This is a genomic window from Winogradskyella sp. SM1960, assembly GCF_020179375.1.
GTDB classification, from domain to species: Bacteria; Bacteroidota; Bacteroidia; order Flavobacteriales; family Flavobacteriaceae; genus Winogradskyella; species Winogradskyella marina.
This window is the reverse complement of sequence record NZ_JAICBG010000001.1, coordinates 718,110-740,128: the sequence shown is the minus strand read 5'-3', so window position 1 is coordinate 740,128 and position 22,019 is coordinate 718,110. Positions and strand designations below refer to the sequence as shown.

The 22,019-nt window shown below is 32.8% G+C and carries 19 protein-coding genes; 11 read left to right on the top strand and 8 right to left on the bottom strand.

All coding sequences use genetic code 11. The features are described 5' to 3' along the window. Positions 1–72: 72 nt before the first annotated feature. From K1X16_RS03365 to K1X16_RS03350, 4 genes are all read left to right on the top strand, one after another. Complete coding sequence (locus K1X16_RS03365; protein WP_225035035.1) at positions 73–3,009, top strand: histidine kinase; 2,937 nt, start codon at positions 73–75, stop codon at positions 3,007–3,009. Between the two features lie 10 nt (positions 3,010–3,019). Then, complete coding sequence (locus tag K1X16_RS03360) at positions 3,020–3,772, top strand: LytR/AlgR family response regulator transcription factor (RefSeq protein ID WP_225035034.1); 753 nt, start codon at positions 3,020–3,022, stop codon at positions 3,770–3,772. 125 nt (positions 3,773–3,897) lie between these two features. Next, a complete protein-coding gene (locus K1X16_RS03355) occupies positions 3,898–5,817 on the top strand; it encodes a T9SS type A sorting domain-containing protein (RefSeq protein WP_225035033.1) in 1,920 nt (639 codons plus the stop codon). Between the two features lie 154 nt (positions 5,818–5,971). After that, positions 5,972–8,221 carry a T9SS type A sorting domain-containing protein gene (locus tag K1X16_RS03350; RefSeq protein WP_225035032.1) on the top strand — a complete coding sequence of 750 codons (2,250 nt, stop codon included), beginning with the start codon at positions 5,972–5,974 and terminating at the stop codon, positions 8,219–8,221. Positions 8,222–8,373: 152 nt separating this feature from the next. Here K1X16_RS03350 and K1X16_RS03345 read toward each other — a convergent pair whose 3' ends face one another. From K1X16_RS03345 to map, 5 genes are all read right to left on the bottom strand, one after another. After that, positions 8,374–8,742 (bottom strand): DUF423 domain-containing protein, encoded by a 369-nt coding sequence (locus K1X16_RS03345; protein ID WP_225035031.1) that lies wholly within the window; start codon positions 8,740–8,742, stop codon positions 8,374–8,376. Positions 8,743–8,883: 141 nt separating this feature from the next. Then, positions 8,884–9,666, bottom strand: a complete 783-nt coding sequence (locus K1X16_RS03340) for a class I SAM-dependent methyltransferase (RefSeq protein ID WP_225035030.1) — start codon at positions 9,664–9,666, stop codon at positions 8,884–8,886. A 45-nt stretch (positions 9,667–9,711) separates the two neighbouring features. Then, positions 9,712–10,092, bottom strand: a complete 381-nt coding sequence (locus K1X16_RS03335; protein ID WP_225035029.1) for a GxxExxY protein — start codon at positions 10,090–10,092, stop codon at positions 9,712–9,714. Between the two features lie 126 nt (positions 10,093–10,218). Continuing rightward, entirely contained in the window at positions 10,219–10,992 is a 774-nt protein-coding gene (locus K1X16_RS03330) for a DUF3050 domain-containing protein (RefSeq protein WP_225035028.1), read from the bottom strand. 12 nt (positions 10,993–11,004) lie between these two features. Then, the gene (gene map / locus K1X16_RS03325) at positions 11,005–11,823 is read right to left on the bottom strand and encodes a type I methionyl aminopeptidase (RefSeq protein WP_225035027.1); all 819 of its coding nucleotides are present in this window, start codon (positions 11,821–11,823) and stop codon (positions 11,005–11,007) included. A 230-nt stretch (positions 11,824–12,053) separates the two neighbouring features. Here map and K1X16_RS03320 point away from each other — a divergent pair, with 230 nt between their 5' ends. Continuing rightward, complete coding sequence (locus tag K1X16_RS03320) at positions 12,054–13,322, top strand: acetyl-CoA hydrolase/transferase family protein (protein ID WP_225035026.1); 1,269 nt, start codon at positions 12,054–12,056, stop codon at positions 13,320–13,322. Positions 13,323–13,330: 8 nt separating this feature from the next. Here K1X16_RS03320 and K1X16_RS03315 read toward each other — a convergent pair whose 3' ends face one another. Then, the gene (locus tag K1X16_RS03315; protein WP_195869733.1) at positions 13,331–13,729 is read right to left on the bottom strand and encodes a BT0820 family HAD-type phosphatase; all 399 of its coding nucleotides are present in this window, start codon (positions 13,727–13,729) and stop codon (positions 13,331–13,333) included. A 48-nt stretch (positions 13,730–13,777) separates the two neighbouring features. Beyond that, entirely contained in the window at positions 13,778–15,295 is a 1,518-nt protein-coding gene (gpmI, locus tag K1X16_RS03310) for a 2,3-bisphosphoglycerate-independent phosphoglycerate mutase (protein ID WP_225035025.1), read from the bottom strand. 262 nt (positions 15,296–15,557) lie between these two features. Between gpmI and K1X16_RS03305 the strand changes: the two genes are divergently transcribed. Together K1X16_RS03305 and K1X16_RS03300 are read left to right on the top strand one after the other, a co-directional pair. Continuing rightward, positions 15,558–15,953 carry an ankyrin repeat domain-containing protein gene (locus K1X16_RS03305; RefSeq protein WP_225035024.1) on the top strand — a complete coding sequence of 132 codons (396 nt, stop codon included), beginning with the start codon at positions 15,558–15,560 and terminating at the stop codon, positions 15,951–15,953. A gap of 98 nt (positions 15,954–16,051) precedes the next feature. After that, positions 16,052–16,477, top strand: a complete 426-nt coding sequence (locus tag K1X16_RS03300) for a GNAT family N-acetyltransferase (protein ID WP_225035023.1) — start codon at positions 16,052–16,054, stop codon at positions 16,475–16,477. Between the two features lies 1 nt (position 16,478). On the opposite strand, the gene pepE is transcribed toward K1X16_RS03300, so the two are convergent. Continuing rightward, positions 16,479–17,186, bottom strand: a complete 708-nt coding sequence (gene pepE / locus K1X16_RS03295) for a dipeptidase PepE (RefSeq protein ID WP_225035022.1) — start codon at positions 17,184–17,186, stop codon at positions 16,479–16,481. 229 nt (positions 17,187–17,415) lie between these two features. Between pepE and K1X16_RS03290 the strand changes: the two genes are divergently transcribed. The 4 genes from K1X16_RS03290 (at position 17,416) to K1X16_RS03275 (ending at position 21,925) form a co-directional block, all read left to right on the top strand. Beyond that, positions 17,416–18,234 carry a carboxypeptidase-like regulatory domain-containing protein gene (locus tag K1X16_RS03290; protein WP_225035021.1) on the top strand — a complete coding sequence of 273 codons (819 nt, stop codon included), beginning with the start codon at positions 17,416–17,418 and terminating at the stop codon, positions 18,232–18,234. After that, entirely contained in the window at positions 18,221–19,012 is a 792-nt protein-coding gene (locus K1X16_RS03285) for a carboxypeptidase-like regulatory domain-containing protein (protein WP_225035020.1), read from the top strand. The genes K1X16_RS03290 and K1X16_RS03285 overlap by 14 nt, the downstream gene beginning before the upstream one ends. Positions 19,013–19,059: 47 nt before the next feature. Then, positions 19,060–19,566: a DUF6702 family protein gene (locus K1X16_RS03280; RefSeq protein WP_225035019.1), complete on the top strand. Its 507-nt coding sequence runs from the start codon at positions 19,060–19,062 to the stop codon at positions 19,564–19,566. Positions 19,567–19,627: 61 nt separating this feature from the next. Continuing rightward, positions 19,628–21,925 (top strand): M1 family metallopeptidase, encoded by a 2,298-nt coding sequence (locus K1X16_RS03275; protein ID WP_225035018.1) that lies wholly within the window; start codon positions 19,628–19,630, stop codon positions 21,923–21,925. The last annotated feature ends 94 nt before the right edge of the window (positions 21,926–22,019 follow it).

Below are 22,019 nucleotides of genomic sequence, written 5' to 3'. Positions count from 1 at the left end.
CAGTTAAAAACCCACTTTTAAAAGCTAATAGGCTTTCAGTTTGTATTTTATTGTAGTTTTATCTGCAATATTATGATGCTGAAGAAAATTCTCTTTTTTATATTATTTCAATTGTGCTTAGGTTATACGCAAGCACAAGAGCCCGTGTCTGTGCAGCTCACTGAAAAAGATGGCTTACCAGACAAAGAGTTCTATAATATTATCGAAGACCGTAATGGGTTTATTTGGTTAGCTGCAGATAAAGGACTTTTTAGATATGATGGAAAAGTATTTAAAAACTACAGCAATCGAGAAAAAAGAGGCTTATCTGTTTTTGAACCTGTAGAAGACCAATTAGGGCGTATTTGGTGTAATAATATTTCCGGACAATTCTTCTATGTAGAGAATGACCAACTTATTACGTTTATTGATCTCGGAAAAGAACTTAATGGAGAGCTTTCAAATTTTGTAGTTACAGCAGAAAATCTAATAGTTTTTACCAAATATAGGATTTATTATGTCAATTTATTGAGTAAGAAAGTCACCACAGCATATGAAACGGATTTCGTTTTTGGTATGCCTTTCGAGTATAATAATGACATTCTTTTTGGGGCGTTTGATAATTTATGTAAACTAAGCAAAGGTTATAAAAAAGAAAATCTTTTTAAGATCGAATTACCAAAGCCTAAAAAGAACGGCAACTTTAATGTTAGTGAAAAATCAAAGCTTTTTAAGTTAGGGGCTACGTTATTTTTGAGAAGGGAACATAACGAAAAAAATCGTTTTTTTAAGCTCGATTTAAATAAGAATCAATACACTGAAATCCATGATTTCGAGGTGCTTTCCGATCAGCGGTATCTCTCGTGTTTTGAAAATAATGGACAGTTATGGGTCGCTACAACTAATGGTGTTTTAGTGTATTCGTATAAAAATGACATATTCAAATTAGAAAAGCAATTTTTAGAACCTTATCACATTACCAAAATTATAAAAGATAAAGATGATAATTTTTGGTTTACGACGCTGAATAATGGTGTGTTTGTTATTCCTAATATTCATATTGAACGATTAAATATTTCGGAAAGTAATCGTAATATAAGTGGTCTAGAAAAGATAGATGATAACACCTTGTTTTTTGGTACTAAGAGTGGCGATGTTGGTTTCTATGATATAATAAATCATACAGAAGATATTATAGATTTGCCATCAACAGCGCGAGTTTCAGCCATAAAATACCATGCAAAAGAACAGTGGACTTTTATTAGCAAAGATGATGGTGGTTTTTTGTTAGATAACAACACAAAACAAGTTGCTGCCTTTAGTAATTTTCGAGCAGCAAAGAGTTTGTCTATTATAAATAATGAAAACCTATTATTTGTAAACTATGCCAATGTACGTTTATTAGATAGTGAGAATTTTAATAAAGAAGGTGAGGATATTTCTTCAAATAAAAGGACGTTTACCTCATTTTATGATCCAGAATACCAAAGTACTTATATTGGTTTTGTAGACGATTTAGTAATTTATGATAGTGATTGGATACCAAATCATATTAGGAATAATGATCAATCTATTTTTGCTACAACGCTAACCAAAACGACTAATGGAATGATTTGGGCTGCCACATTTAAAGATGGAATTTATGGTATAGCGCATGATAAAGTGGTGTCTCATTTTTCAACTGATAATGGTTTAGTATCTAACCGTATCGAAAACATTAAAGCGGATGACCATACATTATGGATAGCTACAGATAAAGGGATTCAATTATTAGATGTAGAAACCAAAAAAATAAAAACCTTAACGAAAAGAGATGGTATCGTGTCGTATGATATTTCTGGTATAGAAATTTTAGATAATACGGTTGTGTTTTCTTCTAATTTAGGATTGTTTAGAATTGATAAAAAGCTAGTATTTAAAGCACCAATACAACATAACGTCTATTTTAGTCAATTAGAAATTAATGAAGAACCTACAGACTTAAAGTCAAATTATGATCTGGATTACGATCAAAATACAATTAACATTGAATTTAATGTGAATGGGTTTCAATTTAATCAGAAGGGAACATATACCTATCGCTTATTAGGATTAAATACCGATTGGGTTTCAACAGAAACAGGAATTAATTCCGTTAAATACAATAGCTTGCCTGCCGGAAATTATACCTTTCAGGTAAAACCTGTACTTGATTTTGAAAGTAGTGATAACACGATAAAAGCACTTAAATTTTCAATTAAAAGACCATTTTGGAAAACATGGTGGTTTATTTCAGGCTTGTCAATTTTGGTATTGGGTTCAACAGTTGTGTTTTACCGAAGAAAAATAAAACAGAAGGAACAACAACGACAAATTGAAATAAAGCAACTGTCCTTAGACAATGAGTTGATTAATTTAAAATTGGAAAATTTACGGTCTCAAATGAATCCGCATTTTATATTTAATGCGCTTAATTCTATTCAAGAATATATTGTGTTGAATCAAAAAATATTAGCAAGTATATACTTGGGTAAATTTGCAGATTTAATAAGAACATACCTAAACCATAGCACCAAAGGACGCATTACCCTTCAAGAAGAAATTGATTGTTTAGAAATGTATTTAGAATTAGAGAAATTACGTTTCGAAGATAAATTAGAGTATGCTATTAATAGTTCTGGTAGTTTAACCAATGGAGAGGTTTATATTCCAACAATGCTCATTCAGCCTTATGTAGAAAATGCACTAAAGCATGGTTTATTACATCGTAAAACAGACCGTATTTTGAAGATTGATTTTATTATTAATGACAAAACAAAAACAGTTAAATGCGTCATTATAGATAATGGTGTTGGAAGAGATAAGGCAGAAGCGTTTAAAGCCCGAAAAAACAAAAAGCATAAATCCTTCGCTACAAAAGCCACACAAGACCGATTGGCATTATTTAATTATGGTAAACAAAAGCAAGTCGGTGTTACCATTACAGATTTGTTTGAAGATGACCAACCATCTGGAACACAAGTAGAAATTAATATTCCATTTACAACCTAAACCTAGAATTATGAACGTAGTAATTATAGACGATGAGCCAAAGGCTAGAAAATTACTTGAAATTTTAATAAGAGAAAACTGTTCTAAAATTACATCTATTTTTACGGCTGAAGATTTAATAAGTGGTGTAGACATTATAAAGCGAGAAAAACCACAAATCGTATTTTTAGATATTGAAATGCCTGAGCATTCGGGTTTAGAAATCTTTGATTTTATTGATAGCGCAAGCTCTAATTTTGAAATCATTTTCACAACGGCTTATAGCGAGTATGCCATTAAAGCCTTTGAGTTATCTGCTGTAGATTATTTATTAAAACCATTGCGAGTAGATAAATTAGTCGACGCTATTGAAAAAGCGATAGCTAATATTGGGAAATCTCATATTAATTTAAAGTTAGAAGAACTTCAGAAAAGCCTTAAATCTTCAAACTTCAAAAAAATAGCACTTCCAATAGAAGGAGGTATAAAGTTTGTCAATTTTGAAGATGTTATTCTCTTTAAGGCAGATGGTATGTATACAAGTGTACATATTCAAAATGCATCAGAATTATTAATCAGCAAACCACTGAAACATTTTGAAGAATTATTGGAAGCTATTCCTACATTTTACAGACCACATCGTTCTTACTTAATTAATCTTAAATACATCCACGAATACTCTAAAAGAGATGGTGGTTACATTGTTATGGACAATGGAGAAACTGTTTCTGTATCAAAAGATAAAAAAGAGGAGTTTTTAACTATTGTTCAGCATATTGGGTAGCATACTTAAACTATTGGTTTTGAGTAAGTGTTTTAGAAGTTGAAAACGGCATTTCAGAAGTTGACACCGTTTCATTACCCTCTCATAGTAGATATTTGTTTTCTAAATCTTAAAATAAATCTATTATGAAAAAAATTACATTTTTTCACGAACACATAATCTATAAATGTCCCGTGAGTAAAACAAAATTACTTATACTACTGCTTGCAGTATTTACAATGAGTGTAAATGCCCAGACCTTTGATTGGGAGACAGGTACATTACTAAGTTTTGGTTCATCTAATCAAAACATTATTGCAAAGCAAATTGTTGATGGTTACGAAGTTAACTTTTCGGCCAGTAGTAGTGGTACACCTATTCTGCTTGGTACTTTTAATCAAGGTACTACAGGCAAGGCTGTTATGAATCAGCAACCTCAACAAGTGGTTCGATTAGCTTTTTTTCCTGCAGTAGATATTCAAAGCCTCAAAGCTTTTTCTGCTAATGCTAGTACTGTTAACTGGACTTTTACACCAGTTAATAGCCCAGGTAATGTCGTTGTAACTGCCAATGTTGCTCAAAATGCTGTTACAGTGAACTTAAATTGGACTAATGTTAGTATAATAGATATAACAGCAACTAATGGAAGCTCACATAGTTTTGGAGTTGATGATATCGTATTTACACCTTATGCACCACCTTGCATAGTAAACATACCAGATGCCAACTTTAAAGCTGCCCTTGTTGCAAATACAGCAATAAATACCAATGGAGATACGGAAATACAATGTAGTGAAGCAATTGCTTATACAGGAACAATTAGTCTTTATAATCATTCTATTTCAGATTTAACAGGAATTGAATCTTTTGTTAACCTGACAAATTTAGCTTGTCAAAATAATTTATTAACTAGTGTAGACTTATCTCAAAATACCGCATTAACGGTTTTAAATCTTGCAGACAATTTATTAACAAGTTTAGACCTTTCTCAAAATACGGCATTAACAGGTTTTACTTGTGCTAATAACTCAATAACAAATTTAGATCTTTCTAGCAATATAGCTTTAAATACAATTACTGTACATAGTAATGCATTAGTATATTTAAATGTTGCAAATGGTAATAATTCATCTATTCCAGCAGGATTTGATTTTTACGCACTAAATAACCCAGATTTAACATGTATTCAAGTGGATGATGTTTCTTATAGCACAGCAAATTGGACTAATATAGATCCGCAAACTAGTTTTAGCACAAATTGCCCACCTTGCACAGTAAGCATACCAGACGCCAACTTTAAAGCAGCACTTGTTGCGAATACAGCAATAAACACGGATAACGATACAGAAATTAGTTGCGTAGAAGCAACAGCTTTTACTGGAACAATTAGTGTAAGTGGTCAAGGTATTTCTGATTTGACAGGTCTTGAAAGTTTTGTTAATCTGACTGAATTAATCGCTAACGATAATCAACTTACAACTATAGATGTTTCTAATAATATAGTTTTAGAAACTCTGTATGTTAGTTTAAATAATTTAACCTCTATAGATGTTTCTTCCAACACAGCTTTAGAACAGTTAAGTCTTTTTTCTAATAGTTTAACGAGTATTGATATTAGTGATAATGCGTTATTAACTTTCTTAGGTGTCGCTCAAAATAATTTAACCAGTTTAAATACTGCAAATGGTAATAACAGTAACTTTACGTATTTTGAAGCAACAGGAAACTCAAACTTAACCTGCATTCAAATAGACGCAGGTTTTACACCACCAGCAGCTTGGCAAAAAGACGCAGCAACAAGCTATAGTGATGATTGCGCAGCACTAAGCGTCAATGATTTTAATCTAAATTCAGTTTCTATAAGTCCAAACCCAGCAAATTCAATGTTAAACATAGAAATGAATCAAGCGTATAAGCAAGCCACTATCTTTACCGTTTTAGGAAAAGAAGTTTTAAAAACTCAAGATAAAACTATAAATGTGTCTGGCTTATCTAAAGGTTTATTTTTAATTAAGATTGAAAACGAATCAGGTAACGTTTTAATCAGGCGTTTTATTAAAGAGTAACAATTAATAGTAATTGTGTTTTTAATCTCGTAAGTGTAATGCTTACGAGATTTTTTTGCTTTAGAAGTTGAAAACGGCATTTCAGAAACTCACCCCATTTTAATGAAGCTTCATAGTAGATATTTGTTTTCTAAATCTTAAAATATAACCCATTATGAAAACAAAATTATTTTTTTTATTACTTATAACATCATTTTTTAGTTTTGCTCAAATACCAACAACAAATTTAGTTGCAAAGTATGATTTTGATAACGGAGCATTAACCGATGCTATTAATAATGTTAGTCTTACTAAAACAGGAACAGCATCAACGACCATAACAGATAGAAATGGAATTGCCAATGCTGCTATATCTTTAAATGGAGATGATTTATCAAGACCAGATATAGAGTTTGATATCAATAATGGTACTAATCCTTATTTACCCAAAACAATTAGTTTTTGGTTAAAAACAACAACCAATGATTCTAGCCAAAGAATTATTTATCATGATAATGACCAATCAAGCCTTACAGATTCAGATTATTTAGGAGTAAAAATCTATTTAGAGAACGGTCAGGTCAATGCTGTAAATAGAGCAGGATCTAACGGGAATGTTTTTACACACCCAGCAAATATTGCAGATAATCAATGGCACCATGTGGTAGTTCAAGCATTTTCAACTTATACAACGCCAATTGATTCGTATGCGGCTACTAGATTTATAACATATATTTATGTAGACAATGTTAAGATTGGATCTAGTGGGTATAATAGAAATGGTCCTAATGTTGCCGTTTTAAATAAACATGTTGGAGATATTGTTTTTTCGCGTTTAAGAGATACTTCTATTGCTTCTAATGATAAGTATGAAGATGGCATAGATGAGGTGTTAATTTATACGCATCTATTAACAGATTCAGAAGTGTCTCTATTAGGTGGATTTACTGGTACTTTATATGTTGATGCCAATGCTACAGGAACCAATACTGGCGCTTCTTGGGCAAATGCATTTACAAATTTACAAGATGCTCTAAACTCAAGTTCAGAGGGAAATATTTGGGTAGCCAAAGGTGTTTACAAACCAAGCGCCACAGATACAGATGCTAGTTTTATGGTTGACACCAGCATATATGGTGGTTTTGCTGGAAATGAAGTCTACTTTTTAGATAGAGATATGAGTCTTATACATACGACTAATGCAACCATACTAAGTGGAGATTTATCGGGTAATGATCCTACAACTTCTGTAGGTTATAATGACGCTACAAGAAGTGATAATAGTAAACATGTGGTTGAAGTATCGAGTAATGATATAGAAATTAATGGTTTTACGATCCAAGATGGGCATGCAGATGCGATAACTGGAGATGATAGATTTGGTGCAGGAATTTTTAAACCACTTTCAGTAACCAGTTTATCCATAAAGAATTGTACCATAAAAAATAATGTAGCGCTTTCAGGGGCGGGTTTATCGCTCAGTTGTAATGATACATCTAATATGATAATAGATGCTTGTGTTTTTGAAGGCAACTTAGCAAACACAGGTGCTGGGTTAGATTATCATATGTCTTCAACCAATAAAGATATGACCATTAGCATAACCAATTCAGTATTTAATAATAATAGAACAGATGATGATGCTGTAAAAAACAGAAAAGGTCAAGGAGCGTCAGCAGCAAGATTAAGAGCTTATTTTTCAGGAGTAACCTTAAATGCTACTATCGCCAATAATACATTTGTTAACAATAGTAGTTTGGGCGATTCGGGTAGCAGTATAGCAGGGAATTTCCCGGTTGTAGGTATTTCTTATTATGGTGGTGGTTTTGGAAATATTACTGTAGCAAATAATATATTTTGGGATAATATTACACATTCAAATCAAGTTGCTATAGCTATTGGTAGAATGCATAATGCATATACAGCATTACAATCAACTAATAGCCAAAGATTAGTTGAAAATAATACAGATGAAGATGGGTTTTCTACTTTTACAGGAACAACTAATACAAGTTCTTCAAATCCTAATTTGAATTCTAACTTTCAATTATCTACAGGCTCATCAGCTATCGACACAGGAAATAATACCTATGTCAATACAGCAACAGACTTATTAGGCAATCAACGTATTTTTAATACTACAGTAGATCGTGGAGCTTATGAGTACGATCCGTCTTTAGGGATTAATGATTTAATAGTTAATGAAAACGAAATCAAATTATACCCTAACCCAACCACGTCAATTTTAAATATTAAAATGACTCAAAACTTGAAACAAGTATCAATTTATTCTGTTTTAGGATCTGAGGTATTAAGAACTCAAAATGAAACTATTGATGTTTCAGGATTATCTAATGAAATATTCTTAATTAAAATCGAAGATGAAAACGGAAACGTTTCAACTAAACGATTTGTGAAGAAATAAAAGTGCTATTAATCAATTGAAGAAAGTTGGGCTAAATAATTTTAGTTCAACTTTTCTTTTTGTATGAAGTATTTAAAACAAAACAAACTAGAACTATTTCTTGTGATATTCTATTTCGTTATCGGGATTATAGTCATGTGGATTTTCTGAATCTATAACGCATTAATCAATACCAAGAGCCAACCCGTAACTAACAGCAAGCCACCAATCGGTGTAATAGGACCTAAAAACCGAAGTTTCTTTCCTTTAGCATCAGATAAAACCAAACCGTAAATACTAAACGAAAATAGTATAATCCCAATTGTAAAACACCAATAGGTTGCTGAGGTCGAGTTAGTTGCACTTAGACCCAGTGCTAATAATACGATAGCGTGATACATTTGATATTTCACACCAACTTCAAAACTATGCAATTGATCCGTAGATAAAATTTTCTTTAAAGCATGTGCACCAAAAGCACCAAAGATTACAGCTAACATACCGAATATAGCACCTGTAGCAATTATAATGTGTTGTGTCATTTTAATAAATTATTTTATTTATAAACTCTAAGGCCTGCGTTGTCATTTCGACAGAGCGAGGAACGCGTGACGAGAAATCTCATAATAATGCAATTCCTCTTCGTTAGGTGCGTTAAATATATACTTTTAATCTACAGTAGATTATTTAAAAACTACAGGAATAATTTCACCTTTAGCCAAACAGTATTTCGTTATCTCGTCTTCTGAAAGTTGAGACGTATAGTCTACTTCTTCAACCCTAAAACCAATAGAACGTAGCTTGTCAAAATAATCACGACCATACACACGAACGTGATCATATTGTCCAAAGATTTTAGCGCGTTCATCTCTGTCTGTTATAGAATCATCTTCAAAAGTCACCTCACGATTTAAATCTTGTGGAATCTGAAAAATACCATAACCACCAGGCTTCATCACTCTGTATAATTCTTGCATCGCTTTAGTGTCATCAGGAATATGTTCTAACACATGATTACATAAAATAACATCATAACTGTTATCCTCAAAAGGCAAATCGCAAATATCGGCTTTCACGTCTGCAATTGGTGATAATAAATCTGTAGTGGTATAATTGATATTTTTAAGATCTCTAAACCGTTTTAAAAAACATTGTTCTGGTGCAAAGTGGAGGACGCTTAATGCTGAACTTGATTCAGTATCTCGTGAAAAGAAATCCGTTTCATTATTAAGATACAACCATAATAAGCGGTGACGTTCTAAGCTTAATGTTGAAGGAGATAACACATTGTTTCTTTGGTTGCCATAACCATAAGGTAAAAAGGTTTTGAAACTTTTACCATCAATTGGGTCTGTGTAGGTGTTTCCCTTTAAGAAAAATGCTAAAATTGGGCGTGCTATGTAACTTAACCTTATGAGTAAAGGTCTTGGAATGGTGTTTAATATTATTTTGAAGAGTTTTTTCATTGTTACGCAGAGATTCACGGAGAGACAGAGAGGTTCACGGAGTGCTTACTCAGATGTGTTTATGAATCGTTTTATACCGTTTTTTAAAAGTTTAGTATTGAAATTGAATAATAGTCCAATAGGATAATCTCCTAATTTCTTGTAAGTCAGTATTTGAGTAGTATGTACATCTGTGAATTTTTCAACTGTTTTGAGCTCAATAACTATTTTGTTTTCTACTAATATATCAATTCTGTAACCGTGATCTAAAGTGATATCTTTATAAATAATAGGTCTTGAAACTTCTTTTTGAACTGAATAGCCTAGTGCTTTTAATTCATAAAATAAACAGTCCTGATAAGCGGATTCTAAAAGGCCTGGGCCAAGTTCTTTATGCACTTCTATAGCTGCTCCTATAATATTTTCCGTAATTTTATCGTATACCATAATATCAAAATTATACTCAAAACGCTCCGTGAATCTCCGTGAAAACTCTAAGTATCTCTGAGAAATAACTATTTGGTGATAGTAAGAAACAATACCGTTACTTAATTCAGAAAATAAAAATAATATTTACGCTTCTATCTGACTAGAAATTAAATTATAAATACCATCCCAAAGTGCAATTCTATGTTGTAAAGCCGCTTTAGCAACCTCTAAAACGTCATTCCATTTTTGTTTATCAGTACCACATAACTCTTCAATCATTTGTAATGATAAAGGTCCATGTTCATCACCATCTAATTCAATATGACGTTTTAAATAGTAAGTTAATTTGCTATAAGTGTTGTCACTTGTTTTAGATTGATTGATAATTTGAAAAAACATATCAGGAATAACATCTTCACGACCAAAAGTAAATGCCGAAGCTATTTTATGAGGTTCGTCTGTTGCAATCACTTGGAACGTATAGTCAATGAAATTTGAAGTTTCTGTATTTAATTCAACTTTATTAACGGTGTTTTTTATAGAAAAACCATTTTGAATATGACATACAAAATTCTCGATTTGTGTGGTGCTTGCATTAATTTGGTGCATCGCTTCTAGATACATTTCATAATGACTTTTAGGTTCACCTAATTCGTTGATATCGCTTTCTTCTCCAAGTACTATTTCATTTATAAAACGTGCAGTCGATGGATTTTGAACAGGGCTCCAAGGTACCGATGTGTTTGTTAGATGATTTTGAAGCGCTTTTAGTAAAGACATAAAATCCCAAACGGCAAACACGTGTTGCTCCATAAATGTTTTTACATCTTCAATAGAAGTTAAAGTACTATACAGTTTATGATTATTGAGATCTGCTCTTAAGCCGATTAATTCTTTTTCTATGTGTTCAATGCTCATAAAAATTATTGTTTAAAGCTCTAATGCCTTCTGTCTAAAAGCATCCTCTTCATCAGAAACAATCCCTAAAGCCTCATGTACATACTTAAAAGTCGATAAAATCTCAGGTTTTCCATCTACAATAGCCACATCATGCTCAAAATGAACACTTGGTTTTCCGTCTTGCGTCACAATCGTCCAACCGTCTTTTAATTGCTTTACTTTATGCGTTCCTAAGTTTATCATAGGTTCGATAGCAACCACCATACCTTCAATAAACTTTTTACCACGACCACGTCTTCCGTAGTTTGGCATTTCAGGATCTTCGTGCATTTTTCTACCTAGACCATGACCTACCAATTCTCTTACAACACCATAACCTTGCGCTTCCGTATATTGCTGTATGGCATAACCAACATCTCCAACACGATTGCCTACTTTTAACTGCTCAATACCTTTGTAAAGCGATTCTTTGGTAATCTTTATTAATTTTTTGGTCTCTTCGGCAACGTTACCAATTTCAAATGTATAGGCATGATCTCCATAAAACCCATTCATAAATGAACCACAGTCAATAGAAACAATATCTCCATCTTTTAATGGAACATCTGTTGGTAAACCATGAACAACAGCTTCATTAACACTACAAAGTAAGGAAGAAGGGCAGTCGTAAAGCCCTTTGAAACCAGGTAAAGCACCATGATCTCTAATAAATTCTTCGGCTATTTTGTCTAAGTGATTTGTGGTAACACCTTCTTTTGTTTCTTTCGCCAACATACCTAAAGTTTTAGATACGATAAGCGCACTTTGACGCATTAATTCAATTTCCTCTGCTGTTTTTACTATAATCATGTTTCAAAATATTGAGCGGCAAAGATAGGCAATCCCATTTCCTGATTAAAATTACTGCTAAAGAAAATGAGGAATATTTAGTTGATATTATATTGAATAGTCATGTGTAATGCTGTTATAATAAAACCGAAAGACCTATGTGGTGGTGTATGATCATTTCAAAACATGATAAATAACAGTTTTTAAATGACGACTTTACTATAAGTTTGCAGTCCAAAAATGTGTAGACCATGTATAAAACTGTTACCGCAGAAGAAGCTTTAAAAGTAGTAAAGTCTAATGATCGTGTATATATTCAAGCAGCAGCGGCAGCGCCTCAACTACTTGTAAATGCACTATCTGCAAGACATGAAGAATTACGAAATGTGGAAGTGTGTCATTTACATACCGAAGGAGAAGCTCCATATGCAAATCCTGAGTTAAGAGATAGTTTTCATGTGAATTCTTTCTTTATAGGGAAAAATGTAAGACATACACTAAAAGCAGGTAACGGCTCTTATACTCCTGTTTTTTTAAGTGAATTACCACGTTTGTTTCAACAACGCATATTAGATTTAGATGTGGTTTTAATTCATGTATCTGTTCCAGATCGTCATGGCTATTGTTCGTTAGGTGTGTCTGTAGAAGCAACATTAGCAGCGATTGATAATGCAAAAACAGTAATCGCTCAAGTCAATCCACAAATGCCAAGAACGCATGGTGCAGGTATTATACACTTGTCTGAAATTGATTATTTTGTAGAAGCCAACGAAGCGTTGCCTCAGCATCATATGGCAGAACCTAATGCTATAGAAAGTAAAATAGGAAATTTTGTCGCTGACTTGATTGAGGATAGAAGCACTTTACAAATGGGTATTGGATCTATCCCTAATGCCGTCTTAACGCGTTTAACAAATCATAAAGATCTAGGTTTACACACCGAAATGTTCTCAGATGGTGTTATAGATTTAATTTTGAATAACGTTATTACCGGTAATTATAAAAAAATTAATAGAGGTCGTGCACTGTCAACATTTTTAATAGGTTCAAAACGTTTATACGATTATGTAGATGACAATCCATTTGTAGAAATGCGCGCTTCAAATTATACAAATAATGCGGCTTACATTAAGCAAAACCCTAAGATGGTGGCTATCAACTCTGCTATTGAAGTTGATTTAACAGGGCAGGTTTGCGCAGATTCTATCGGTTCTGATATGTATTCGGGTGTCGGTGGACAAATGGATTTTATTAGAGGAGCGTCATTAAGTGATGGAGGTAAAGCAATTATTGCCTTACCATCTGTAACTAAAAAGGGCATTAGTAGAATTGTTCCTAGTTTAAAACAAGGAGCAGGAGTTGTTACCACGAGAGCACATGTTCAATATGTGGTAACAGAATATGGTATTGCTAACTTGTATGGTAAAACGATTAAAAATAGGGTGAAAGCCTTGGTAGATATAGCGCATCCAGACCACAGGGAATCTATTGATAGAACGTATTTTGATTTAATAAAATAATAAAAGGCTTAAAACTGCCACCACTTTTTTGGTGCTGGAGGAAGTTTTGGTTCCTCGTTGGTGATGATTTGATAAACTTCTCCCCAACCAAGAATACCACCTATATTTCTATCGTCTATAAATAAGTCTGCATGAATTTTTCTACTGCGACTATAATCGTATTTTTCCTCTGGAAAACTAGCATTTACGGCATAAAATTCTATACCATTTTCTTTACAGAAATCAACAGCTTCTTGTAATTTGGCACCACATCTATAGGTCCAAAGAATTAATCGGTGACCATCCTCTTGAAGCCGTTTTAAAGTTTCAAAAGCGAAGATGCGTGTTTTACCGATCTTCGGATAAGCATCATCTACTATGGTGCCATCAAAATCTACAGCTATTATTAATCTATTTTGAAAATTCATGCTATTTAAAGTATCTGGGTCTGGCGTAAAGTTACAACAATAAGAAAACTAAACAAGGCTTTCTCTAGTCATTGCCTTTGGTTGCGGTATGCCAATTAACTTTAAAATAGTAGGTGCAATATCCCCTAAAATACCATCTTTAATAGTTTTTAAATCGTTGTCTATTAAAATAACAGGAACAGGGTTTGTGGTATGGGCTGTATTTGGTGTACCATCTGGATTTATCATCGTTTCACAGTTACCATGATCTGCAATTAAAATGGTGGTGTAATCATTTTCTAAAGCTGTAGTCACAACTTCTTTGACACATTTATCTACATGTTCGCAGGCTTCAATAGCGGCTTGCATTACACCTGTATGGCCAACCATATCACCATTGGCAAAATTTAAACACACAAAATCAACGTCTCCTTTTTTAAGTTCAGGAACTAATGCATCTGTTAGTTCGTAAACACTCATTTCTGGTTTTAAATCGTAGGTGGCTACCTTTGGAGAGTTTCTTAGAATTCTAGTTTCTCCTTCAAATGGTTTTTCTTGTCCACCTGAAAAGAAAAACGTAACATGAGGATATTTCTCAGTTTCAGCAATACGAATTTGTTTTTTATCATGACTTTCTAAAACTTCACCTAAAGTTTCAGTAAGATTATCTTTATTAAAAACAACGTTTATACCTTCAAAAGTACTATCGTAATTGGTGATAGTCACATAATTAAGATTCATTTTGTGCATATTGTACTCATGAAAATCTTTTTGTGTTAATGCTTCTGTCAGTTGTCTTCCACGATCGGTTCTAAAATTGAAAAAGATAACAACATCATCCTCTTTAATGGTGGTTACAGGTTGGTTATCACTATCTGTAACAATTAACGGTTTAATAAATTCGTCAGTGATGTCGTTTTCGTAATTAGTCTCTATGGATTTTAAAACATTTTGAGTTTTTTCACCTTCACCATTGACTAATGCATCATAAACAGTTTTTACGCGTTCCCAACGTTTATCTCTATCCATAGCATAATAACGTCCTGAGACTGAGGCTAGTTTGCCAGAAGTCTTTTTGAGGTGATCTTCTAAATTAGAAATAAAACCAGCTCCAGATTTTGGGTCTACATCTCTTCCATCTGTAAAGGCATGAACATAGACATTTTCTAAACCATAATCATGTGTAGCATTGAGCAAGCCATAAAGGTGATTGATGTGCGAATGCACGCCACCATCACTAACCAACCCTAATAGGTGAACATTTTTATTGTTGGCTTTAGCATATTCAAAAGCTGTTTTTAAAACAGGTTCTTCACGGAGTGTATTGTTTTCAACAGCGAGGTTAATCTTAACTAAATCTTGATAAACAATACGACCAGCTCCTAAATTCATGTGACCAACTTCACTGTTTCCCATTTGTCCTTCTGGTAATCCTACATGGAGTCCATCAGTTCTTAGGCTGGCATTAGGGTATTTAGTGTACAGAGAATCTATAAATGGAGTTTGTGCATTGTCTATAGCTGAAACTTTAGGATCGGGTGATTTTCCCCAACCATCTAAAATCATTAAAATAACCTTTTTGTTCATGTGAAATTGTTTTGGGTATCAAAGATAATACATACATCACTACAACAAATCTGTAAGTTGAAAAAATTTAAAATGTTAACGCTAATTTAAGGTTTACTAAATGAATTGGAATGTATTGTTTATAAATAGACATGGTGTTAACAGAGTTGCTTTCAGAGTGTTAAATAAATGTTATAAAATATTTATTGTGTAACACTTCTGGTTATCGGTCGTCTATTTAGTATAATCAAAAAACAATCAATTAAATTTAAAATCTTTCATCATGAAAAAAACAGTAATCGTATTAGCCTTAGCATTAGGCTTTTCAATGTCCAATGTTAATGCATCTAATGACCTTTTAACTTCAGATTTGAATGAAGTCATTGTAAAAACTATTGAAGTAAGTCCTTTATGTAAGGCTGTTGCAACCGGTAATTTAGAAGAAGTGAATAAGCTTATAAAAGCGGGTGCAAATGTCAATGCCAAATCTAATGGTATGATGCCCATTCACTATGCCGCAAAATATAATCGTGTAGAAATTATTAAAGTATTAATCACGGCTGGTTCTAAAATTCACCAATCGTGTGATAAAGGCTATACAGTAGTAAGACACGCACAAAAATCAAATGCTAAAGATGCAGAAATGTTTCTTAAGCGTTTTAAAAACAAAGATGTCTAGGAGTAGACAATTATTTGAGTTAGTTAGTTGAAAAAAGCGTCCTAAGGGCGCTTTTTTGTTTGTGTAAATGAACTACTTTTATATTTTAATTATTCAATTTGACATACGAATTTAAAATAATTCCTAATAGTAATCTCGATCAAATTATCCCTTTAGTTTATGAACTAAACGAAGAGAAAGTAGATAAAGAATTACTAAAGTCGCGTTTTGATGATATGAAGCAGCAAAACTATAAGTGTGCAGGTGTATTTAAAGCAAATAAACTGGTTGGTATTTCTGGATTATGGTTTTCTACACGACATTATATTGGGAAATCCATAGAGTTAGATCATGTATACCTATTACCAGAACATAGAGGGAACGGTTTAGGAAAACAGTTTATGGCTTGGATATACAATTATGCTAAGGAGCATGGTTGTAGTTCAGTAGAATTAAATACCTATGTTCAAAATCATCCGTCCCATAAATTTTATTTTAAAGAGGGCTTTAAAATTTTAGGCTATCACTTTTTAAAAAAGCTATAGTTTATTTTAAAAATTCCAAATCAGAATTAGTTTCAATTTCATACGGAGCTTTATTGTATTCAAAAATTCGAGCTTGCAAAGTTCCTTTTAAAGTACGTTTGTTTCCAGTAACTGTAATCCAACTGCCTTCACGCAAACCAATTACGGGTTGATTATTGTATGCATGAAATTCCTTAATCCGTGTTTCTCTGGTTTCGCCCATATGCGTACTGCCTTCTATTGGATCTAGGTAATGCGGATTAATATTAAATGGCACCAGTCCTAAAGTTTTAAAACTTGGAGGATACATAATTGGCATATCGTTAGTGGTATTCATAGTTAAGCCACAGATGTTGCTGCCTGCACTTGTCCCTAAATAAGGCGTGCCATTAGTAACTGCCGTTTTTATAGGTGACAGTACGTTGTTTTTATACAGTTGAGACACTAAAACAAAGGTGTTGCCACCACCAACAAAAATGCCTTGAGCGTTTTCTATAGCATCTTCAGGACTACTACATTCGTGAATACCCTTTATTGTTTTGCCAATTTTAGCAAATGCTTTAGCTGCAGTTTTTGTATAGTCGTCATGCGAAATACCACCTGGTCTAGCATAGGGAATAAATAAAATTTCTTTAGCAGATTTAAAATGAACAGCGAGTTCGTCCAATAAATACTCTAAATAACCACTACCATGTATTGTAGAGGTACTTGCAATAATAATTGATTTCAAAATTTAATGTTTTAATTGTATATTTTACAAAGTAAGATAATCTTTCTTTAAAGTACTATTTTCTCATTTAACAAACATTTACCAGTATTTTCCTATGAGAACTGAAGAATAAATCCGAAATTTAGTACAAGAATTTAAATTCTCAAACAGCATGTTTAAATTATTTTCAATTTAGAGCCTAATAAATAACGAACAGCATGTGATAAGTCAACACCCTAAATACAACCACATGAAAAAAGTATTACTCTTATTATTCGCCATATCAACGTTAACCGCCTTTAGTCAAGATGTTGATAGAATAACCGTAAACGGAAGAATTGTGGTGGCTTCTGATGACAAAGAAGGTGTCGCTGTTTTTAACTCATCATCTAATCAAGGAACTTATACAGATAAGGAAGGTGATTTTGAAATCAAAGTTGCACTAAATGATGTGGTAGAGTTTGGTGCACTTCAGTTTAAAGATTTTAATGTTACCATTTCAGAAAAGGTATTAGCGTCTAAACGATTAACGGTTATCCTTGTAGAAGAAGTTAACAAGTTAGATGAAGTTGTTTTACTGCCATTTGACCTCACTGGAAACTTAGAAGCAGATTTAGAGAATGTAAGAACCTACAACGTAAGTTTAGATGATGTCTATTTTGGATTAGATAATATTGAAGATTTTGAGTTTTCTACAGATTACAAAACCGAAACCGATAATTTGGCTTTTAAGGAGTATAATCCTGGAATGGAGCATATGATTGACTTAGTGAATGTGGCAGGGTTTTTAATTAAACAAGTGGTTAATACAGATAAAGAAAGCGCTAAAAATAACAGAGCCTTACAATTAGAAAAAACACCCTTTAAGAAAGCACTAGATACTTACAGTGTTAATTATATTCATAATAATTTTGAAATTCCATTAGATAAAGTCGATGCATTTATTGATTACGTTGAGCAAGAAGGAATAGAAGCAAGCTTGTTTGAAGACAATAATGAGATGCAACTTTTAGAACGTATTTCTCAGTTAAGTAAAGCATTTTTAAAAGGAACTCGTGAAAAAGAGTAAAATTCTTTGTGTTTTTACGGCCTTATTATGCGTGTTTTATGCAAACGCACAGCGAAGTGAGTTAAATGGAAAATTAATTGCTAATGATGAGGTAGAAGGACTTCATATTCAAAATAAAACAGCAGCAAAATATACGATTTCTAATGAAGACGGTAGTTTCGTAATTCCGGCTAAGGCACAAGATACTTTAGTTATTTCGGGAGTTAAATATCAAACCCAAGACGTTATTATTTCAAAATCCATGGTCGATGCTGAAGCAGTATTTGTTCAGTTAATTGAGAATATTAGTGAGTTAAATGAAGTCATTGTTGGTAAGATTTTAACAGGAAGTTTAGAATCTGATATTGAAAATTCTGATGCAAAACCCGAAATTAATTTTTACGATTTAGGAATTCCTGGATATAAAGGAAAACCACTCACTCAAAACGAACGAAAATTGCATGATGCAGAATCAGGAGGTCCAATTTATACCGGATTAGGTGTCAATGTTCATAAATTACTCAATAGAATTAGTGGTAGAACAAAAAAGCTAAAAGCTACTGTTGAATTAGACAGTAGAAGTGCTTGCATTCAACATTTAAAAAACAATTTTGAATCCTATATTTTTGAAAACGATTCTTTAGCAGAAAACCTACGGACAGAGTATTTTTTGTTTTGTCAAGAAGACGACGAATTTTTAAAACTATGTCAACAAAATAACGATATTGCACTATTAGAATTTTTGCAAGCAAAGCTTAAAGTTTATCAAGAAAATAGAAAATCAAAAACTATAGATTAACTTTGGAATGCGTTTTGTAAATCTATAATTCACCCTTAAAATTCAACATGAAGTTAGTACCTATCCTAATCGTTTTTTTATGTCTTCCATTTTTAATTTCTAATAGCGATACTCACGAGTATTATGTTAGTGTAACAGAAATAGAATACGTAAAAGAGCAACAATCTCTTCAAATAATAAGTCAAATATTTATCGATGATTTTGAAACTTTATTGCGTAAGCGATACGATGAACAAATAACGCTCGCCATTAAAGATGAAGCAGAAATGGTAGATACCTATATGAATCGGTATTTGTCTGATAAATTAAAAGTTACTGTAAATGGTGAGGCTTTAAATTTCAAATTTATAGGAAAAGAATATAAAGACGATATTACATATTGTTATTTAGAAATAGAAAACGTTTCTAATATTGAATCTATTGCTCTAACCAATCAAATCTTATTCGATGTATTTTTGGACCAACAAAATATAGTGCGGTTAAAAATTCAAGATAGAAATAAGAGCTTTTTACTAGTTCCAGAGAATGATTCTTGCGTGTTAAATTTAAATTAAAAAACTGTTAAAGCCATCTTAAATTCATATTTTAGTCACCATTATAATAACAAAAACTTTTATGAAAATTTTTAAATTCTTTTTATGCGCTTTGTTGTTTGCGTCGTATAGTGCTTATGCTCAGGATGATGTAAAAACAGAACGTCAGCAAGGGCACACCAATGAAAACAAATTCAAACAACTATACGATGAGTTTTCTACTCCAAACGTATATAGAACAGGTTCTGGAGCGCCTGGGCCAGGTTATTATCAGCAGCAAGCAGATTATAAAATGGATATTGAAATTGATGACGAAAATGCAAAGTTATATGGAGATGAAATTATTACATATACCAATAATTCTCCAGACGAATTAAAGTATTTATGGGTGCAATTAGATCAGAATATGCGTGCAGAAGATTCTAAGACACCTCTGATTAGTGGTTCTGGAATTCAACCAGCAACAACATCTTCAAGAGCTGTAAGTTCTTATTTAAAAGCACCACTTGATAGAGGTTTTAATATTGAGCACGTAAAAGATGTTAATGGTAAAGATTTACCACACATGATTAACAGAACAATGATGCGTGTTGAGTTACCTAAAGTAATGAAAACAGGAGATAAGTTTTCTTTCAACATAAAATGGAATTACAATATTAATAATCACGTTACTGAAGGAGGTCGCTCAGGATACGAGTATTTTGAAGAAAACGATAACCGAATTTATGTTATTGCTCAGTTTTATCCACGTATGGCAGTTTATAATGATGTCGAAGGATGGCAGAATTCTCAATTTTGGGGACGTGATGAGTTTGCGTTACCATTCGGTGATTTTGATGTGAATATTACAGTGCCAGCAGATCATATTTTAGATGGAACAGGTCATTTAGTAAATCGTGAAGAAGTATTTACTAAAGAGATGATGAAGCGTTACAAAAAAGCTAAAAAATCTTATGATGAACCTGTGATGATTGTAACACAGGAAGAAGCAGAAAAAACTGAAAAATCTAAAAGTAAAGACAAAAAGACTTGGAAGCTTTCTGCACAAATGGTTCGTGATTTTGGTTTTGCAACCTCACGTAAATTCTTATGGGATATGATGGCTGTTAAATTAGAAACTAAGGAGGTTATGGCAGTGTCTTTGTATTCTAAAGAAGGAAACCCTCTATGGGGTAAATGGTCTACTAAAACGGTTGCCAGTACTTTTAAATCATTTTCTCGTATGACTTTTGATTATCCTTATCACAAATCAATTTCGGTACATGCACCAATGGGAATGGAGTATCCTATGATCTCTTTTAATTTTGGACGCCCAGATGAGGAAGGCAACTATTCAGACAGAACAAAATACGGAATGATTAGTGTAATTATTCATGAAGTAGGTCATAACTGGTTCCCTATGATTGTTAATAGTGATGAGCGTCAATGGACATGGATGGACGAAGGTTTAAACACATTTACCCAATACGTGGCAGAGCAAGACTTTGCGGAATGGTATCCGGAAGCATTGTCACCAGGCGATAAAACTTATCCTTCTAGACGTGGACCTGCTAAAAATATTGTGAGATATATGGGAGGTAATCAAGACTATATTGCACCAATTATGACTAAAGGTTTAAATACCTACCAATTTGGAAATAATGCCTATGGTAAACCAGCTACAGCATTAAATATTTTAAGAGAAACGGTAATGGGACGTGAACTTTTTGATTATGCCTTTAAAGAGTATGCTAACCGATGGAAGTTTAAACACCCAACACCAGAAGATTTTTTCCGTACCATGGAAGATGCCTCTGCATTTGATTTAGATTGGTTTTGGAGAGGTTGGTTTTATACAACAGATTATACTGATATTGGTATAAAAGAAGTTAAGAAATTTGCGGTAACTACAACGCCTAATGACAATGGGAAAAGACTAGCAGAACGCTACAATAGAGATCCTAATAGTTTAGTATATTTTATTGAAGAAGGAGCAGAAGGTTTTGATGATGCGATGAAAGCAAACACATCTATTAACGATTTACCGACAGTAAAAGAATACATAATGGATAACTTTACTCCAGAAGAGCAGAAGACAATGAAAACGGCTCCAAAGTACTTTTATCAAATTACATTCGATAAACCTGGTGGATTAGTTATGCCATTAATTGTAGAATTTACTTATGCTGATGGCACTACAACTAGAGAAACTTATCCTGCTCAAATATGGAGACTGAATGATAAGGAAGTACAGAAAGCTATTGCTAGCGACAAAGAAATTGTAGCTATCCAAGTAGATCCAGATTTAGAAACTGCAGATGTTGATACTACTAATAATTCTTGGCCTAGAGAAGTAGGAGAAAGCGATTTTGATAAGTTTAAAAATCAGGTAAGAGATTAATAATACAAGAGATTTAAATTTAAGTCAACCTTTTTTAGGTTGGCTTTTTTTTTATTTTTAATTTCAAGTGGGTTAATTCACAAACTCATTCTAT

What these genes read in the sequence shown, in the direction of transcription:
- K1X16_RS03320 (WP_225035026.1), top strand. Translation starts at nt 12,054, where the DNA reads ATGTATAAAACTGTTACCGCAGAAGAAGCTTTAAAAGTAGTAAAGTCT.
- K1X16_RS03335 (WP_225035029.1), bottom strand. Translation starts at nt 10,092, where the DNA reads ATGGTATACGATAAAATTACGGAAAATATTATAGGAGCAGCTATAGAA.
- K1X16_RS03280 (WP_225035019.1), top strand. Translation starts at nt 19,060, where the DNA reads ATGAAGTTAGTACCTATCCTAATCGTTTTTTTATGTCTTCCATTTTTA.
- K1X16_RS03360 (WP_225035034.1), top strand. Translation starts at nt 3,020, where the DNA reads ATGAACGTAGTAATTATAGACGATGAGCCAAAGGCTAGAAAATTACTT.
- K1X16_RS03365 (WP_225035035.1), top strand. Translation starts at nt 73, where the DNA reads ATGATGCTGAAGAAAATTCTCTTTTTTATATTATTTCAATTGTGCTTA.
- K1X16_RS03355 (WP_225035033.1), top strand. Translation starts at nt 3,898, where the DNA reads ATGAAAAAAATTACATTTTTTCACGAACACATAATCTATAAATGTCCC.
- K1X16_RS03330 (WP_225035028.1), bottom strand. Translation starts at nt 10,992, where the DNA reads ATGAGCATTGAACACATAGAAAAAGAATTAATCGGCTTAAGAGCAGAT.
- K1X16_RS03275 (WP_225035018.1), top strand. Translation starts at nt 19,628, where the DNA reads ATGAAAATTTTTAAATTCTTTTTATGCGCTTTGTTGTTTGCGTCGTAT.
- K1X16_RS03305 (WP_225035024.1), top strand. Translation starts at nt 15,558, where the DNA reads ATGAAAAAAACAGTAATCGTATTAGCCTTAGCATTAGGCTTTTCAATG.
- map (WP_225035027.1), bottom strand. Translation starts at nt 11,823, where the DNA reads ATGATTATAGTAAAAACAGCAGAGGAAATTGAATTAATGCGTCAAAGT.
- K1X16_RS03290 (WP_225035021.1), top strand. Translation starts at nt 17,416, where the DNA reads ATGAAAAAAGTATTACTCTTATTATTCGCCATATCAACGTTAACCGCC.
- K1X16_RS03350 (WP_225035032.1), top strand. Translation starts at nt 5,972, where the DNA reads ATGAAAACAAAATTATTTTTTTTATTACTTATAACATCATTTTTTAGT.
- K1X16_RS03340 (WP_225035030.1), bottom strand. Translation starts at nt 9,666, where the DNA reads ATGAAAAAACTCTTCAAAATAATATTAAACACCATTCCAAGACCTTTA.
- K1X16_RS03315 (WP_195869733.1), bottom strand. Translation starts at nt 13,729, where the DNA reads ATGAATTTTCAAAATAGATTAATAATAGCTGTAGATTTTGATGGCACC.
- K1X16_RS03345 (WP_225035031.1), bottom strand. Translation starts at nt 8,742, where the DNA reads ATGACACAACACATTATAATTGCTACAGGTGCTATATTCGGTATGTTA.
- gpmI (WP_225035025.1), bottom strand. Translation starts at nt 15,295, where the DNA reads ATGAACAAAAAGGTTATTTTAATGATTTTAGATGGTTGGGGAAAATCA.